This window comes from uncultured Roseobacter sp. (genome assembly GCF_947501835.1).
Taxonomy (GTDB): domain Bacteria; phylum Pseudomonadota; class Alphaproteobacteria; order Rhodobacterales; family Rhodobacteraceae; genus Roseobacter.
Genome location: NZ_CANMXR010000022.1, coordinates 1 through 16955 on the forward strand (window position 1 = coordinate 1; position 16955 = coordinate 16955).

Below are 16955 nucleotides of genomic sequence, written 5' to 3' on the forward strand. Positions count from 1 at the left end.
GCGTGACCCGGATGAGCGACAACGGCCCCAAACAAAGAAGGAAAACGAGCTTGACCCAAACGCCCAATTAGAGAAGCGGACTTTCAGCGCTTGGGTTGAATGCCGCAATGGTAGCTGGGACAGCCGACTTTCGCTGCCTTGCAAAATATAACCTCGAAACGCTGGCTCCTACTGTCGATCGTCGTCTAACTCGGTTTGGCCCCACTTCATTTGAGCATCGCGGTAAATTGTACTTCGCATCGAAGCAGCGAGTTGAGCAGCTTTTGCAATTGGCGGAAGGCGATCAGCCGTCTCGGCCAGGTTCGTTCGGATTGCTGGAGAACAGTGCGATCTTGTTACCCTGAGGATCGCGAAGGTAACCGACATAAAAGTTCGGCCCGTAAGCGTCTCGAAACCCGGGTTGCCCATCATCGACGCCGCCTGCCTCCATAGCGGCGGCATGGAGGTCACGAACCTGTTGTTGATTTTGCGCCTCGAACGCAACCATTGTTCCATTCCCTGCAGTGGCGGCGGCTCCGTCGAAAGGGGACTTCACGTAGAATTCCGGCAGGACCGCAGCTTGGCCAGATTCCACGGGCAGCGCGTAGCTTAGGTCGCCCTGATACCGCTCCTGCTGGTAGCCAAGAACCGGAAGAAAAGCGGCATAAAAGCGCTCGGCGCGCTTAATATCGTCAACGCCAAATGTGACATATGCAATCATATTCGCAGGGCCTTTCAGCTTGCGCGCACCTATTTGCGCTCGCGTCTCTTAAGCGACATCAGGCAGGAGGAAGATCTCGTGCGCTGCGTCTGCGTGCAGCCGTGCGCTGTCATACCATTTCATCAACACATCTTTTGACATCAAATCAGTGTTGGAACGGACAAAGACATCGAAATCGCGGCTTGGACAGTTGGCCAATCTCTCGGCAATCAGGCTCATGAAGGCGTAAGTGATGGTGAGATTGAACTTCTTTGGCGCGCCGGCTTTTGCAGCAAGCGTCCTTATGCGCTTCGCGTAAATGGCTGAAGCATCGATGAAGTCGTATTTCGCAAGCAGATCAAAGGCGACGCGAACGTGATCAGTGTGGTCGAACGCTGCGTTGTCAATGTCATGCGCTTCGAAGGCGACTTTGATCGGGGCGAGGTTTATTGTCTGGTTCATTCCTCATCCTCTTTGAATGTGTGACTGTCCTGAGCGCATAGATCGAGATCATACACCGACTTGAGTTGCTTTATCTTTTCGATGGTTTCCGGTGAAAACGGCGGTTTGTTTTCGAAACTGTGCAAAGCGATGCCCTCTACCAAGTCACCTAATGTCATATCCAGATGTTCAGCCGTTGCTTTGAGGACCTTGAGGAGTCGCTTTTCGATCCGCAAACCGGTTTGGGTACGTTCTATTTTGCTTGTCATTCTGTTACATATATACCTAAATAACATCAAGTCAAGTTCCTGACCTGAGCAAGGGCAACGAGAGCCGCGGTATTGTGCCCCATGACACCGGCCTGTCTGATGCTACGCTTGCGCAGCTCCACGATTATCACGACGGGGCACAGATGCATTGGAATGGAGCAAAAGGTTTGATTGATTGGACTGGTTTAGCCGCGGTATTCGCTGCGTTTTTTGTTGTTGCGGCGTCGCCCGAACCGGCGACTTTGGCGCTTGGTGCAGTTTCTGCCGCTTCAGGTCGCAAATGCGGCATGATCTTTGGTGCAGATCTTTCGGTCGGTCTTTCGTTTTGGGGGCTTATCGCAGCAACAGGCCTTGGAGCCGTTCTTCAAGCATCGACGCACCTCTTGGCAGTGCTAAAGATCGCCGGAGGCGACTATCTGCTTTGGCTCGCGTATGGATCGGCATTCTCTGCAATTCGCACGACCTCCGGAAAGACGGCCTTCAACGAAACCGCTCCGTTGTCTGCGAAGGGATTGTTCACAAGAGGACTCATTCTCAACTTGTCCAATCCCAAGGCAGTCGTAGCTTGGATGGCGGCATTGTCCGTTGGCCTCGGAGGGGAAGACGCCCTGCTGAGTTTGATGATCGGCACTTTGGGATGCGCGTTGGTGGATTTGCCCGCACCGTTTGGCCCCAATAGCCCCAGGGCAGACCCTGGTGTGACCTCCAGGTTCACGTTTAAGACTGCTTTCACTTGACAAAAGCATTTCGCCAAGCCGGTTGCGCGGATAGGATAATCCTTTGAATTGTATTCAGTCATGAGTAATCCTGAGCTTTTCCTGAATCTGCCAAACAGGTATTGATCGGGATATGAACCAACCCAAGCCAACTTACGCGCCCGGCACAAAAAATCCCGCCAATGACGGCCCTATGTGGTTGGCGCTTCGCCAACTGCAGGCGACCTTGGCCAACCCGGTTTTCTGGATTGTCGTCGGGGCGGCTATCATACTGACGGCGATGGCAGGGCCGTATTATACTTTAGAGCGCCTCAGCTTTCCCGAACGTTTGGTCTATTGGGGGATCACTATCCCTTTGTCGGCGCTGACCATGACCTTCCTCTCAACGTTTGCCTACAGGCTCACAGAGGCAAAATCCCTGAACTGGGTAATTGTGGCCATCCTTGCAGGTCTTGCAGGTGTCATACCGGTGACCGGCAGCATCTATCTGAGCGAAGGTATCGCAACCGGTTTTGAAGAGGGCTGGCTTGATGGCGTAGGTTTTTTCAGACTGGCGATGTTTGTCGCCCCGTCGCTTATTGGTGTGACGTTTGTGGTCAATGCTCTGTTCGAGTTTCAAGTGGTGGGACAAGAACGTCCTGTGCTTGAACCTGCGCCCCAGACTTTGACGCTGCTGCAACGCAAATTGCCGCATCATCTTGGGCATGACATTATCACCGTGCAAGCGCAGGATCACTACGTCGAAGTGACGACACTGAAAGGCAGTGCTTTGGTCTTAATGCGGTTGGGGGATGCTGTGCGTGATCTCGAGCCGCTTGGGGGACTCCAGGTGCATCGGTCATGGTGGGTAAACCCAGCCCATTTGGCTCGAACAGAAACGGGCAAAAGTGGCCAAGAGCTGGTGATGACAAATGGCCTGAGTGTCCCCGTTGGCCGCAGCTTCCGCAAAGCGCTGAAGAACGTTCTATAAATTAGTTTGAATCAAAAAATTGGACAAAAACCCCATGACATAACTTGTAGGTCAAAAACGGTCGTTTTTGTCACTGGCGGCGATACGCCCGCACGCATTGAAAAATCTTGTGCCACAAACACTTGGCAAAACTCAGTTTGATTTATCACGTTTTTGGCCGCAGCCCAAGGAGCGGACATTGGTGCACCGCGCAGCATCCACTACTTTGCGTTCACTCCCGCCGTTCGTGCCGACGCAGCATCGCCATTGACTTAACATTCAGGGCCTTCGACGACGGCCCACAGCCGACGTTGACGAAAGCACAAATATCTGGTTGGAAAGCGGTCATTCGCCGTGTTGCAGCGGTGCCAAATCGAGGGCAGGTCACGAACTCGATTTCGCAAGTGGGCAGTATTTCATCGTCCCACAACACTCGGACGCATCCTTACAAAAATCTTGGATGAATTCGTTCTGCGCCTTGCGACGCCTGTGCTCCAGTAAAGCAATGCGCTCCAATGCCGACCCATTTGGACACTCTGCCCTAAGGATTGGTTTCCCATCTGTTACTTCAGGGTCGGCATCTGCTGGACGGCAAACAATCGAACGGCTGCTGTCGGCCACCCATGTCCCGATAGGCCAGAGTCCCCCAATCCATCCATAAACTGCTTTCCATTTTTCCCTCATCCATACTGCAGATGCGCTCATTGACGTTGATCTAAATCACAGATAAAAAATATCCACGAATCACAGGAGGTCTAGATGAAACTGAGCGATGGGGTAGAGCAGGCGATCCATTCAGTTGCGATCCTGGCATCACTTGAAGCTGGTCAGGTTCTCTCAGCAGCGGCACTTGCCGATTTCCATGGTGTCTCACCGAGCTATCTGCTCAAGCACCTGCAAGCGCTGTCTCGGTCGGGCATTTTGGGTACCGTTCCTGGCCCAAAGGGAGGCTATCATCTGGCACAGCCGCCGGAAGACATTTCCCTGTTGGATGTTGTCCTCGCCGTGGAAGGTCCTGAGCCTGCATTCAGATGTAAGGAAATCCGGCGCAACGGCCCGAACCCTGTGCCAGAAGGTTTCTTTAAAGCGCCGTGTCAGATCAACGCGGCAATGTTGCGCGCTGAGCGGTCCTATCGCGCCGAACTCAGAAAGGTAACGATCGCGCATCTTTTAGTCGAAGTCCGCCAGGATGACGATGGCACGCTTGCCGCGCGCAGCTGCGCCTTTCTGGATGCCAATGTCCGTATCACAAATCAGAGTCGCCAACGCTAGCCTCGCTCCGGAACGGTGCGACTACTCAACAAAGGAAAACACACTGCATGTCGAAAGTCGGAACATTGGCTTGGGCAACAAAAACCAACGGCATTCTGTCGCGTGGCGAATATCTGGTCCTGCACAAACAGCTCATTACGCTACAACTCAAAGAATACCGTGCATGGCTTTCCTACAAGGGTTTCGGTCGCACCAAGCCGCTCGACTTTGATGTGAACGACATAGTCATACCTGATTCAAGCATCGCTCTGCGAGCTGACGAATTGGTTCGGGATGTCTCCAGTGCGCCTTTACATAGCCACTGCGTTAGAACTTATGTGTGGGGCTATTTACTGGGAAAACAGGCCGGCCTCACATTCGATCCTGAGTTGTTTTACATTGCCAGCATCCTGCATGACCTCGGACTGGTTGAGCCGCATATCCAGAAGTCAAATTGTGCTTGTTTTGCTGTTATAGGTGCGCAAGCCGCCGAGGCGTTTCTCCTGTCTGCTGATTGGGATAAAGCCAAGATCGGAATGGTTTTTGAGGCAATCAGCTTGCATCTCAACCTTGATGTCTGTGCGACCGACCACTTTGCGGAAGCTCAAATGTTGGCGAACGGAGCGCATCTCGACGTTGTTGGCTCACACTACCGCCGTTTGACACCTCATACCATAGGTGCCGTTCTCCGCCGGTTTCCTCGGGATGGCTTCTTGGCTGAGATCAAAGGGCAGATCGACAATCCCCATCACCCAATGACACGAGCGACAATGTTGAATGGGATTGGGTTTTCCAAGCTCGCGACCGGCAACCCATTGAACAAACATCAGGTGGAATGTCATGGGCACCTCTAAGGAAGATCGGGCCATCAAAGGGTCCCGCGCAAAGACAATCCATCTTAGTCATGATTACACCTATCCGGCTGGGTGGGTTTGGGGCGTTGTGATTGATTTGGACCACCTCAAGACAATCACCAAGGGGTTGGTGAGTTTCCGAAACTTGCCTTCCGGTCAGATTTATCAAGGACAACACATCCAGGTCGATGTCTCTCTTTTTAGCTGGATGCCTTACCAGCCATACGAAATGACCGTGATCGCCTTGGATCATGAGAAAATGAGCTTCCAGTCCGATGAAGTAGGTGCGGGCGTGAAATCCTGGCGTCATTCGCTTCGCGTTTCTCCTCACAAAGACGGTTGCCGTATCTCGGAAGAAATCGAAATCGACGCAGGTATGGCCACTCCGATATTCGCGGCTTGGGCGAGGTTTCTCTATCGCCGCCGCCATAAGCCACGGCTCCAAATCCTGGCCTCCCTCGAACAAGGCAAGGGCAACCATCAAACCACTACGAATTTCCAAGCTCACTAGAAAGAAAAGGAAGATGAAAATGGAACCACGTATCGACTATATGAAAGTCTCACCTGACTCATTTCAGGCAGTCTGGGGGCTTGAACAATTTGTATCCCAGAAAGCCGGGATCGAACCGCGCCTGCTCCATTTGGTCAAAATCCGTGCCTCACAGATCAATGGCTGTGCCTTCTGTATCGACATGCATGTCAAAGAAGCGCGCAGGGATGGCATGGGGGATCAATGGATCTCGCTCATTCCGGCGTGGAAAGAGTCGCCCGTTTACAATGAAAAAGAACGCGCGGTTTTGGCTTGGACCGAATCCCTTACGAATGTTGCGCAAACTGGCGCGCCTGACGGCGATTTCTCGGCCTTGGAGGCGCATTTCAGCGAGGAGGAGATCACAAAACTCACCGTTGCCATTGGCACCATCAACATCTGGAACCGGATGGCATTGGGCTTCCGCTCTCAGCATGAGGTCGATCCGACGAACTAGGTCATGAACTCACGTCCCTCGATGCCCTGCCACAAGGCGAGGCATCAATCGTCAACAGCAATGAGGACATTGAATGAAGATTGACCAACCCACGCCAGAGCTTCCGGTCATAAACGTTCGTGAGGCACAGGAATACTACCGGGACAAGCTAGGCTTTGAAATTGCGTGGTTCAATGAAGAAGGCAGGATCGGCGCTGTTTCGCATGGGAAATGTGCGATTTTTTTTCCGTGAATCTACTCGATCTCAGACGAGCACGTTCTGGGTGTTTTGCGATGATGTAGACGAGGCGTACACTGACTTGATCGAACGCGGCGCAGACATCCGAGAACAACCAGAAGACAAGCCTTGGGGCCTTCGCCAGTTTACGGTTCACGACCTTTTCGAGAACCAATTCTATTTTTTCCACGACCTCTAATCCGGTCAAGCATAGCGCCATATTTTACAGGACGCCTGTTCAGACGTAACGTAAGGAAAATCCAGATGCTTAAGAGCATATGCCCAATATTTCCAAGTGCTGACTTCGATAGAACCTCAGCTTTTTATCGAGAGCTCGGTTTCACTGAAGTCGCCAGATTTGAGGAAAATGGTTACTTGATCCTCACCCGTGACAGTGTGGAAATCCATTTTTTCAGCACTCACAGACATGAAACGACTGAACACTCGGATCATGGTTCCTTTGTCCGTGTCGAGAATGCCAACGCATTGTCGGCTGAGTTCGAACCGCTGAAACTGGCTGAACATGGCATACCTCGCTTTGTCAGAGCCGAGGAGAAGCCCTGGGGCGTCTGTGAACTGGAGCTTGTCGATCCAGACAACAACCTCCTGCGCATGGGACACATTTCTTCGGAGACCTGATTTCTTTGATGTCGCCTTAGGACACAAACCGGAGACTACCATGCCCATAACACTACCTCGCAGCCTGCCTGCCTATTCCGTATTGTCGGAAGAGGGTGTCATGGTCATCGATCAAGGCGCCGCTGCGCGTCAGGACATTCGGCCACTACGTATTGGTTTGCTCAATCTGATGCCGAAGAAAATCCAGGCAGAGACACAGTTCGCCCGCCTCATCGGCGCGACACCCCTGCAGATCGAGTTCACCCTGATCCGCATGACAGCACACGAGACCAAAAATACCGCTGCCGAGCACATGCAGTCGTTTTATCGCACCTTCCAGTCCATCAAGAACGAGAAGTTTGACGGCCTGATCATCACGGGAACACCGATTGAACATCTGGCCTTTGACGAGGTTACCTATTGGGACGAGCTGCGCGAAGTTATGGATTGGACACAAACAAACGTCCATTCCACATTTGGGGTCTGCTGGGGTGGGATGGCAATGATCCATCACTTCCATGGGATTGCCAAACACTTGCTCGATCAAAAGCTGGTTGGCTGCTATCGGCATGCAAACCACGCGCCAGATAGCTGCTATCTGAGGGGTTTCTCCGATGAGGTGGTCATGCCCGTCAGCCGCTGGACCGAGATGCGCCGTGAGGAGATAGAAGCAGCATGCTTACCGATCCTGTTGCATTCCGACGACGTTGGTCCCGCGCTGGTCGAGGACCCGGCACACCGATCACTCTACATCTTCAATCATTTCGAATACGACAGCGGAACCTTGGGCGAGGAATACGCCCGCGACCTGGACGCGAACCAGTTGGCAGGGGCGGACGCCCAAATGCCAGTTGATTACTTTCCGGACGATGATCCGAACGGCCAGCCGGTCAACCGATGGCGCGGCCATGCGCATCTCCTTTACGGCAATTGGATCAGCGAGATTTACCTGACCACCCCATTTGACGCGACCTTAATCGGACAGACGGAAACGGACCTGCGCAAGGGCTAGATGGGAACGAGAGACGACGATGAATATTGAATATGATCTTGAACCCGACCTGGAGGCTGAAGAATTCCGGACTCTGCTTCATGCCTCCGAACCAGCGCCCCGTCGGCCGGTAGACGACATCGACAGACTTGACCAAATGCTGCGGAGCGCGCAGCTGATCGTGTCTGTCTGCCGATCCGTTCGACCCTGTCTTCGTTCTCATCTCGTATTCTTTCAAGAACTACGATCAGCGAAAGACACTCCTTTGGCAAAACAATCCGTCTGTCTCAAAGGCCGTGACGGGTTACAGGCTTTTCTATCGATGCTTGCTTGCAAAGCCGGATGTGCGGTATCGTCAAACCCGAAGTTTCCAGGCAAGCGACACAGCGCACCCCAGAACACTCAACCTATTGATGAGGTGTAACTTGGACTTGCCCGACATTTCGCTCCCCCCTACCTCAGATAGCGACGTGCCGCGCTACGCGCTGGACGGAGACATTGCGACATCCCAGCTTGATGACATCGCAAAGCAACTGAATCCCCGGTTCCGTAGCGGTGGATCGGTTGTGGAGGGTCCTGGGGGCGATGTTGTCTACAAAGGCGCCGTCGCAATATTCACGGTAGCGGACGGGATTACCCTGGTCAGCAGTGATGTAACCGCCCCAAACGGTGGGGACGCTTCTGCTGTGCTTTCAAGGTCGTCCACGATTGCGATGATGCTGGAGGGGCCGACATTCAACGCGCGCCTATCGCGGACGACGGGACTCAACATGCGCCCTTTCTCAGCCGGCATGGTCAACATCTCGGACATGGCAGTTCTGTCGAACGCTCTCAAGCAGGATCAACGTGCACAAACCATTTTGGTGCAATGCGACCCAGACAAGGTGACGGACGAACGCATGTATGAGGCTTTCAATATGCTAACGCGCCAGACAGAAGTACGGCCGCTTGCGGTATCGCGCGAAAGCTGGTGCGCGGCGCGGTCGATCGTAAATCCACGTATGGATGGCTTGATACGGCAGCTCCAGGTGGAGAGTTTTGCACTGGGCGTGCTGGCCAGTGCATTGACAGAAGCACGGGATGAAACGGGGCGGAGTGAAACACGGATTTCGCCCCTTAATCGCGCAGCGCTTCACCGTGCGCGCGACATGATCGAAGGCGAACCGGAAGTCCTTCATACCCTGTCCAGTCTTTCTCGCGACATCGGAATGAGCCCCGCATCGTTCAAACGCAAGTTTCCGATACTGTTCGGAAAATCGCCCATCTCCTATCTACGCGACGTACGGCTCGATCATGCCCGATACGGCATTGAGCGCGAAGGTTGGACGGTTTCCGAAGCAGCACGACGGGTCGGATACGGCCACGCCAGCAACTTCTCACTGGCCTTCCGCCGCCGGTTTGGCGTGAGCCCCGGCGCGCTATGCAAAAATTGATCCGTATGCATAGAAATCTGATCTTAAGTCATAAACCCGACCTATCGACTCAGGAATAAGCGCGCGTCACCCTGCTGCAAAAGGGGACAGACCTGTGCAAACACCAAAAAAATTTCGCCCGGCCTACACGTGCCTGACGTCCGGCACCGCAATCGCCGTTCTCTCGTGGTTTTCTTCGCCCGTTCTTGCGCAAGCGACCGAGGAAGCGATCCCATTTGATCTGGGCACGCTGGTCTTGGATGCGCGCAAAGTCGATGAACCGCTGCAACGGGTACCTTTTGGCATTTCGGTGCTGGGTGGCGAGGCCGCGGACACGCGACGGGTGGATGATCCGGTTGATCTTGCGCGCACGACACCAGGGCTGAACCTTGGCGATACCGGGCTGCGTGGCAGCAACATTCCCAACATCCGCGGGGTCGGATCGTTTTTGCCACAATCCCCGGATGACGCCTCCACCCCGGTGTTTGTCGACGGCATCCCGCTGGCTGTGCGCGCACAAGATAGGGCGCTTTTCGACGTCGAAAGAATTGACGTGCTGCGCGGGCCGCAAAACACGCTTTATGGCCGCAATGCGCAGGCCGGTGCCATCAACGTCACAACCGCTGATCCAACGTTTGCGCCTGAGTATCGCCTGAACCTCGAAGTGGGTGAAGACGGTTACGGCCGTGTGAGGGCGGTGGCCAGTGGCCCGCTGTCCGATACGTTCGCCTACCGCTTTGCAGGACAATTGCGCACGCAGGACGGCAATATTCCAAACCTGTCCTCCATCGGCGGCGCACTACGGGAAAACGATCAGGTCAACATCGCAGCCAAATTTCTTTGGCGACCGTCAGCATTGACCGATGTTCGGCTCACTCTGAGATACGGGAAGTATGAGGAGACGCCGACACAGGGCGTCCTGCTGGACGATCTGAATTTCCCGCGCTCGGCGGTGGATGTGGACACGCCTTACGATCTGGAAACGCTGGGTCTTGGCCTCACGGTCGAGCATGATTTTGGTGGTTTTCGGTTCACCTCGATCACGGGTGTACAGGGGTACGATTCCTTCTACCGCTCTGACGATACCGACGGATTTATATTCGAGGCACGAACGGGTCAGCCGCCTGCTGCTTTTGAGGACCCCGATGCTGATTTTCGTGTGATAGAGGATGATGACATCCAGTACAGTCAGGAGTTTCGCTTTGACGGTGCATTCGCCAATGGCGGGACATGGGTCGCGGGTGTGAATGCCTTCAGGGCCGATCTCGACCTTGACCTCACGTTCAACGCTGACGGTATCATTCAAGGCGACTTCGACAATTCATTTACGACAGAAGGCATCGGTGTTTTCGGCGAGGTTACAGTGCCTGTCACCGACCGGCTGAACCTCATTGGCGGGTTGCGGTACACGTATGAGGATAAGTCGTTCACAAGTGTCTTTACCGACAACTCGGGTGGGACACTGGGCGCCAGCGGCGCTGATGCAAGCAGTGACACGTTCGACTACGTCACCGGTCGTGCAGGGATAACCTATGACCTCGTCCCTGATATCACGATGTTCGCCACCCTGGCGCGAGGTGCAAAATCCGGCGGCTTTCAGCTTGCCGATTCAGATCTCTCGAGAGGCGCATCCGTAAGCCGTTATGAGACGGCCTTTACCGACACGGCAGAGATCGGCCTGCGCGGCAATGCGTTCGAGGGCCAGTTGGATTTCGCGGCATCGCTCTTCTTCAACGATACCAAGAACGAGCATCTGCAGGTCTTTGATGTGTCGACATTGGAGTCGGTGATCGAGAACGCGGACACCGAAACCTACGGGCTGGAGCTTGAGGCGGGCTTTCAGGCAACACCGTCCTTACGGCTCGCAGGCGCGCTGGCGCTTTTGGAGACCGAGATCACTGCATCGGACGACCCCGCCGTGCAGGTTGGCAACGAGGTACCCTTCGCGCCATCGGTCAGCTACAGCCTTGCGGTCGAGCACGAAAGCGATATGCAGTTTTTCGGGCGCTCCGGTGTACTGAAGGCACGCGCCGAATATCAGTATGTCGGTCGCCGCGCGACTGACCCGCAGAACCGCACCAGCCTGGAGTCCTTCGGAGTCGTGGACGTTCGGCTGGGATGGCAGCGCGGCAATACCGAATTCTACGCCTTCGTCGACAATCTTTTTGACGAAACCTATGCCGAAAGCGCCTTCGTTTTCGGGCCAAGTCCAACTGGCGGCTTTGTCTCCGGCGCGATACCCGGCAATCCGCGCAGGATCGGTTTTGGCGTCGACATAAGGTTCTGAGAGCATGCGCATGATGTTCGCCCTCATGGCACTCAACGCAGCGGCGGCAATGCCGATTTCGTTCTTTTCGGTAGGGTTGCCGACGCTGATGCGTGACGCTGGCGTAGCGCTTGAACTGATCGGCTTCACCGCATTGGTTTATCTGCCTTTCGCCTTTGCCTTCGTCTGGGCTCCCTACATCGAGCGCCCCGGCCCCTTCGGCATCGCACGGCGACGGTTCTGGACAGCGGCATCGTTGATCCCGATGGGTGCTTTCACGCTTTTGGGTGCCTGGATGGCCCCATCAGAGCAGACAATCGCAGTGTTGATACTCGCCTTCCTCATCTCGCTGGGCGCCGCCACGCTGCGCACCACGATCCTGGGGCTGACCGTCGAACGCTTCGAGGGTACCGGCAGGACCTGGGCCGCTGCGCTGGTGCCTGCCGGCGGCGCTCTGGGCGCCCTGATGGGAGCTACGGGGTTGTTGCTCGTATACGGTGCCACCAACTGGGCTGTGGCCATGATCACGATGGCCGTGGTCCTGCTTTTGCTGCTGGGGCCCGGTTTGATGCTACCAGAAACTGCAGAGCAACATCACGTGCCTGGCATCATCGGCGCGCTGCAGAGCTTCCTTGCAGATGTGGAGAACCGCCGCGCATTGGCCTTTATCGCGCCCCTTGCGGCGGGCGTTGGGTTGGGTTTTGGCATGATGCAGCCTCGCCTTGTCGATCTTGGCTACACCGTCGAGGAAATCGGGCTGATAAATGGCCTCTTTACCTGCATCGCCCTTTTCACCGGTGGGCCGCTCGCAGCCGTTGGCATCGCGCGCTTTGGTCTCATCCGCATGATCCCAGTCGGGCTTCTGGTTGTCACCGCGGCACTCTTTTATGCCGCCGCGGCAAGCGCGTTTTCCTTGCCGCGTCTGCATGCAGCGGCATCGGTTATAACCTTTTTCCTCGCGTTCAGTTTCATCGGGGTGATGACGAACCTCATCTTCATGAATCGTGCAACCCCTGGCCGAGAAGGGACGGATTTCTCAATTTTCTTGTGCAGTTACTGGCTCTGCACGATGATCGGTATGATCGCGTCAGGCCTCTTGGCCGGTCAATTCGGCTATGCCACAGTCTTCGCTGCAGGAGCTTTGGTGGCAGCCAGCGCCGGCGCGCTGGTCAAAAGGCTGGATCTTGGGCGCGTTCCGGCATGAAGAGCAAATCGCTATCCGCTGCGGCGCGCCTGATTGCGCCTGTCCGGGGCAAGATCGTCCTTGCCTGCGTGATGCAGGCCATCAGCACCATTGCGGGCATGGCCCCGTTCATCGCCGTGGTCGAGATCACACGGGTCCTGCTGGAAGGCACCTCGCCCGAGCAGGCCGTCACCATCGCCTGGATCGCCGCCGCCGCCCTTGCGATCAAACTGGTCTGTATGATCGCAGCAGGTGGCATCACCCATTTCGCCGATGCCGATTTGCAACTGATGATCCGCCGTGAGGTTGCGACCAAGCTGCGTCGCGTGCCTCTGTCGTGGTTCGCCAGCCGCACGGCGGGCGGGCTGAAAAAGGCGATGCAGGACGATGTGGCGGCTTTGCATGAGTTGGTGGGTCACGCCTATACGTCACTCACCGGTGCTATCGCGGCGCCTGTTACGGCATTGCTCTATCTTGCCTGGACAGATCTCCTGCTGGTTCCGGTTGCCCTGATCCCAGTGGGAATTGGCATCGCGCTCTACGCTCTTCAAACGCGCGGCTACGGCGAGAAGATGGATCGCTACGAAGCCGCTTTGGCCGATGTGAATGCGGCAGCGGTGGAGTATGCAGGCGGCATCGCGGTGATCAAGACATATAGCGGCACGGACCGCGCCTTTTCAAGATTTACTGAGCGGACGGAGCGGTTCGTAGACTTCTTTTGGTCGTGGATCAGCGGTCTTTTGAAGATTGCAGCCATCACTGATCTGGTGCTCTCACCGCTGTTCGCCGTCGTGCTTGCCGCAGGTTTTGGGCTCATGTTGACAACGGCAGGCACGATCACAGCGGTCGACGCGCTGGCCCTTCTGGTGATGGCACCGGCGCTCACCGCCCCGTTTCTGACGCTGGCGTTTGGCCAACAGGGCCTAATGCAGGCACGGCGCGCTGCGGAACGGTTGGGCGAATTACTTGATGCGCGGTTGCTTGATGTCGGCGAGGCGGCACAGCGACCGACAGGCACCGAGGTACGTCTTAAGGCGGTGCATGCCAGTTATGACGGCGCGCGGGAGGTGTTGCGCAATATCAATCTGACCCTGCCACCGGGCAGCACAACGGCGCTGGTGGGTCCCTCAGGGTCAGGCAAGAGCACATTGGCCAAGCTGCTCCCGCGCTTCATCGATCCAACCGAAGGGGAGATCACGCTGGGAGGTGTCGAACTGCCGCAGATCGCGCCGGACCATCTCTATAACCAGGTCGGATTCGTCTTTCAGGAGGTGCAACTCCTGCGTGGTTCTCTGGCCCGCAATATCGCTCTGGGCGCACCTGACGCCGACCGCGCGGTGATCGAAACGGCCGCCCGCGCCGCCCGCATCCACCAGCGCATTATGGACCTGCCGCAGGGATATGACACCATCGTTGGAGAAGGCGCCGCCCTTTCAGGTGGTGAAGCACAGCGGATTACAATCGCCCGTGCCCTTCTGGCCAATCGTCCGATCCTTGTTCTGGACGAGGCGCTCGCCTTTGCGGATGCGGAAACCAGCCATGCGTTGCGCGCGGCCCTCAATGCTTGGTCAGGCGCACGTACGCTCCTCATCGTTGCGCATGATCTGCGCAGCGTGGTGGCGGCTGACCAAATCTGCGTCATGGATCATGGGGGCATCGTCGCCTGCGGCACTCATCATGCATTGTTGGAGCAAAACGCGCTCTATGCCCGGCTCTGGGCCGCGAACAGCATGGAGGATTGCTCATGATCCCGCGCCTGATTGATGTCGCCGGTCCGGACTTTCGCACGCCACTCCACCTGTTGATCGCCGGGCTGGTCGTCGAAGCCACGCTGGTTGGGGTGGGATTTGCTGTTCTGGTGCCGTTTCTTGACGCATTGCTGAACGGTGATACAGCAACCGCCCTTCGGTGGTGGTGGGGATTGCTTGGTGTTTTTGCGCTCTACACGCTCCTACGTTGGAAGACCCAGTTCGCCGGATACATGAATTCCGTCGCCCTCGCCCGCGCGCTCTTTGCACGGCTGGGCGCTCACATCGCGCGACTGCCCCTGGGCTGGTTTTCCGATGCGCGCACGGGCGAGCTTGGCGTGCTGACCAGCCAGGGCGTGATCGACATCATGACCGTGCCCGCGCATCTTCTGCGCCCAATCCTCGTGGCGATGGTAACGCCGGTCGTGGTCCTGATCTTCATGCTGGCCATCGACTGGCAACTAGCCGTTTCGGTGGCGCTGGTTGCGCCCTTTGCAGTCCTCGCAAGCGTCTGGTCCGGCACCCTCATTCGCCGCTCGGATGCGCGGATGCACGCAGCTTCGGTCGATGCGGCCAATCGTATTGTGGAGTTCGCCCGCGCCCAACCTGTCCTGCGCGCGTTCGGGCAGATTGACGCGGAAAGTTCGGATCTCGATGCCGCGCTGGTCGAGACACACGCAGCGGCCCGGACACAGATGACCGCCGTGGCGCGCGGGCTTCTGGCCTTTACGCTGGTCGTGCAGCTTGGCCTGACAGCGCTTCTGATCGTTGGCGTCAATCGCGTGCTGGGCGGTGGCATCGGCGCGCCGGAACTGGCAGCTTTTCTCGTGCTGGGCCTGCGCTTTGCCGAGCCGCTGATCGGCGCGGCCGACATGCAAGGGGCATTGCGCATGTCCGATGAGACCCTCCTTCGCATGCAAAAGCTCTTGTCTATTCCGACGCTGCCGGAACCGGATACGCCGAAGGCCCCCAAGAACCATGCCATAGGCCTGCAAGACGTGCACTTTGGCTATGCTGGCGCACCTGTCCTGCATGGGCTCAGCTTTACGGTACCTGACCGGGGTTTCGTCGCACTCGTTGGCAGTTCGGGTGCGGGCAAAACCACGATTCTGCGCCTGATCGCGCGGTTCTTCGACCCTGACAAAGGCAGCGTTTCCTTAGGCGGTGTGGACTTGCGCAAGATCGGGAGCACGCGGCTGATGCGCGATATCGCCATCGTCTTCCAGGATGTTTATCTATTCGCCGGGACCATCGCGGAGAACCTCAGGCTGGCCCGACCGGGTGCCACAGAGGCGGAGCTGGCCACCGCTCTTGAAACCGCGCAGCTCGGCCCGACCTTGCAACGGCTTCCCGACGGGATCGATACGCAGGTCGGCGAAGGTGGTGTCGCCCTTTCCGGCGGAGAGCGACAGCGCGTGTCGATTGCCCGCGCGCTGCTGAAGGATACACCCCTTGTGCTTCTGGACGAAGCGACGGCCTCTCTTGACGCGCTCGACGAGCGGCGGTTGCGCAATGCACTGGAGGCCATGGCAAAGGAACGGACGGTTGTCGCCGTCGCCCATCGGCTCAGCACCATCATGGCAGCGGACAAGATTGTCTTTATCGAGAACGGTCAAGTTGCGGAGGAAGGCACACATGACGCCCTGATCGCTCAGGGCGGGCGCTATGCGGCCTTTTGGGATCTCAACTCACCAAGCGACGTTGAGGACCTGAGCCCTTGATCCGGCACCGGCAGCTTTTGTTTTGGGTATTCCTGGTCGTCCTTGGCGCCTGTCTGATCTGGCGTCTGCCAATCAACGGCTGGGGATCGCTCATCTGGTTTACCGGGAGCGTTGCGCTGTTTGTCATCCGACATCCACATCAGACCAAGACGCAAGATATGGTAACGGCGCAACGCTTCAACGCCGGCACCGAGCAACTCCTGCTCATTCTTGTCACGCTTGGGATGCAGGTCATCCCGGGGGTCCATCTCGTCACCGGTCTACTGGAATTCGCGGATCACGCCGGTGGCACCGTTGCTCCTGCCATCGGTTTCTTTGCCCTTCTTACAGGGTTATGGCTCTTCTGGCGGAGCCATGTCGATCTGGGCCGCAACTGGAGTGTGACACTTGAACTGAGACAGTATCACGGTTTGATCACCAAGGGTGTTTACACCCACATTCGACATCCGATGTACACAGCGATTTTTTTGATTTCCACGGCCCAATTGCTTCTGATCGCCAACTGGATCGCGGGCCCTGCAGCACTCATCGCGTTTTCGCTGATGTGCATTTTTCGCATTCCACAAGAGGAACGGATGATGAAGGAGCAGTTTGGCGATCGTTATCAGCAATACATGGATCGGACACGCAGGTTTTTCCCCAAAGTGTACTAGA

Annotated in this window: 20 protein-coding genes; 16 read left to right on the forward strand and 4 right to left on the reverse strand. The window is 56.4% G+C overall.

All coding sequences use genetic code 11. The features are described 5' to 3' along the window. Nucleotides 1-283 precede the first annotated feature (283 nt). The 3 genes from Q1A20_RS24365 to Q1A20_RS24375 are packed head-to-tail and all read right to left on the reverse strand — an operon-like array spanning nt 284 to nt 1389. Nucleotides 284-700 (reverse strand): VOC family protein, encoded by a 417-nt coding sequence (locus tag Q1A20_RS24365; protein WP_299410849.1) that lies wholly within the window; start codon nt 698-700, stop codon nt 284-286. Nucleotides 701-748: 48 nt separating this feature from the next. Next, on the reverse strand, nt 749-1141 hold the full coding sequence (locus tag Q1A20_RS24370) for a hypothetical protein (protein WP_299919292.1): 393 nt from the start codon (nt 1139-1141) through the stop codon (nt 749-751). Continuing rightward, nucleotides 1138-1389, reverse strand: coding sequence for a hypothetical protein (locus Q1A20_RS24375; RefSeq protein ID WP_299410846.1), 252 nt, complete (start codon nt 1387-1389; stop codon nt 1138-1140). Before Q1A20_RS24375 ends, Q1A20_RS24370 begins: the two co-directional genes overlap by 4 nt. A gap of 74 nt (nt 1390-1463) precedes the next feature. Here Q1A20_RS24375 and Q1A20_RS24380 point away from each other — a divergent pair, with 74 nt between their 5' ends. Beyond that, the gene (locus Q1A20_RS24380) at nt 1464-2126 is read left to right on the forward strand and encodes a LysE family translocator (protein WP_367180966.1); all 663 of its coding nucleotides are present in this window, start codon (nt 1464-1466) and stop codon (nt 2124-2126) included. A 112-nt stretch (nt 2127-2238) separates the two neighbouring features. Continuing rightward, nucleotides 2239-3075, forward strand: a complete 837-nt coding sequence (locus Q1A20_RS24390; RefSeq protein ID WP_299410844.1) for a LytTR family DNA-binding domain-containing protein — start codon at nt 2239-2241, stop codon at nt 3073-3075. Between the two features lie 363 nt (nt 3076-3438). On the opposite strand, the gene Q1A20_RS26185 is transcribed toward Q1A20_RS24390, so the two are convergent. Next, entirely contained in the window at nt 3439-3759 is a 321-nt protein-coding gene (locus Q1A20_RS26185) for an E2 domain-associated cysteine-rich protein (protein ID WP_367180968.1), read from the reverse strand. A 54-nt stretch (nt 3760-3813) separates the two neighbouring features. On the opposite strand from Q1A20_RS26185, the gene Q1A20_RS24395 reads away from it, so the two are divergent. From Q1A20_RS24395 to Q1A20_RS24455, 14 genes are all read left to right on the forward strand, one after another. After that, the gene (locus Q1A20_RS24395) at nt 3814-4326 is read left to right on the forward strand and encodes an Rrf2 family transcriptional regulator (protein ID WP_299410843.1); all 513 of its coding nucleotides are present in this window, start codon (nt 3814-3816) and stop codon (nt 4324-4326) included. 47 nt (nt 4327-4373) lie between these two features. Beyond that, nucleotides 4374-5159 carry an HD domain-containing protein gene (locus Q1A20_RS24400; protein ID WP_299410841.1) on the forward strand — a complete coding sequence of 262 codons (786 nt, stop codon included), beginning with the start codon at nt 4374-4376 and terminating at the stop codon, nt 5157-5159. Beyond that, nucleotides 5146-5670: an SRPBCC family protein gene (locus Q1A20_RS24405; protein WP_299410840.1), complete on the forward strand. Its 525-nt coding sequence runs from the start codon at nt 5146-5148 to the stop codon at nt 5668-5670. Before Q1A20_RS24400 ends, Q1A20_RS24405 begins: the two co-directional genes overlap by 14 nt. A gap of 19 nt (nt 5671-5689) precedes the next feature. Next, the gene (locus Q1A20_RS24410) at nt 5690-6145 is read left to right on the forward strand and encodes a carboxymuconolactone decarboxylase family protein (protein ID WP_299410838.1); all 456 of its coding nucleotides are present in this window, start codon (nt 5690-5692) and stop codon (nt 6143-6145) included. 73 nt (nt 6146-6218) lie between these two features. Next, nucleotides 6219-6377: a hypothetical protein gene (locus Q1A20_RS24415; protein ID WP_299410837.1), complete on the forward strand. Its 159-nt coding sequence runs from the start codon at nt 6219-6221 to the stop codon at nt 6375-6377. Further along, complete coding sequence (locus Q1A20_RS26190; protein ID WP_367180969.1) at nt 6349-6561, forward strand: VOC family protein; 213 nt, start codon at nt 6349-6351, stop codon at nt 6559-6561. The genes Q1A20_RS24415 and Q1A20_RS26190 overlap by 29 nt, the downstream gene beginning before the upstream one ends. 65 nt (nt 6562-6626) lie before the next feature. After that, nucleotides 6627-7001, forward strand: a complete 375-nt coding sequence (locus Q1A20_RS24420; protein WP_299410835.1) for a VOC family protein — start codon at nt 6627-6629, stop codon at nt 6999-7001. A 40-nt stretch (nt 7002-7041) separates the two neighbouring features. Next, complete coding sequence (metA, locus tag Q1A20_RS24425) at nt 7042-7992, forward strand: homoserine O-succinyltransferase (protein WP_299410850.1); 951 nt, start codon at nt 7042-7044, stop codon at nt 7990-7992. A gap of 404 nt (nt 7993-8396) precedes the next feature. Continuing rightward, entirely contained in the window at nt 8397-9404 is a 1008-nt protein-coding gene (locus tag Q1A20_RS24430) for a helix-turn-helix transcriptional regulator (protein ID WP_299410833.1), read from the forward strand. Nucleotides 9405-9498: 94 nt separating this feature from the next. Continuing rightward, nucleotides 9499-11670 (forward strand): TonB-dependent receptor, encoded by a 2172-nt coding sequence (locus tag Q1A20_RS24435; RefSeq protein WP_299919297.1) that lies wholly within the window; start codon nt 9499-9501, stop codon nt 11668-11670. Nucleotides 11671-11680: 10 nt separating this feature from the next. Further along, the gene (locus tag Q1A20_RS24440; protein ID WP_299919299.1) at nt 11681-12853 is read left to right on the forward strand and encodes an MFS transporter; all 1173 of its coding nucleotides are present in this window, start codon (nt 11681-11683) and stop codon (nt 12851-12853) included. Next, a complete protein-coding gene (locus Q1A20_RS24445; protein WP_299919301.1) occupies nt 12850-14580 on the forward strand; it encodes an ABC transporter ATP-binding protein in 1731 nt (576 codons plus the stop codon). The genes Q1A20_RS24440 and Q1A20_RS24445 overlap by 4 nt, the downstream gene beginning before the upstream one ends. Then, nucleotides 14577-16301: an ABC transporter ATP-binding protein gene (locus Q1A20_RS24450; protein ID WP_299410828.1), complete on the forward strand. Its 1725-nt coding sequence runs from the start codon at nt 14577-14579 to the stop codon at nt 16299-16301. The genes Q1A20_RS24445 and Q1A20_RS24450 overlap by 4 nt, the downstream gene beginning before the upstream one ends. Nucleotides 16302-16318: 17 nt before the next feature. Further along, nucleotides 16319-16954 carry a protein-S-isoprenylcysteine O-methyltransferase gene (locus tag Q1A20_RS24455; protein WP_299919313.1) on the forward strand — a complete coding sequence of 212 codons (636 nt, stop codon included), beginning with the start codon at nt 16319-16321 and terminating at the stop codon, nt 16952-16954. Nucleotide 16955: the final 1 nt, after the last annotated feature.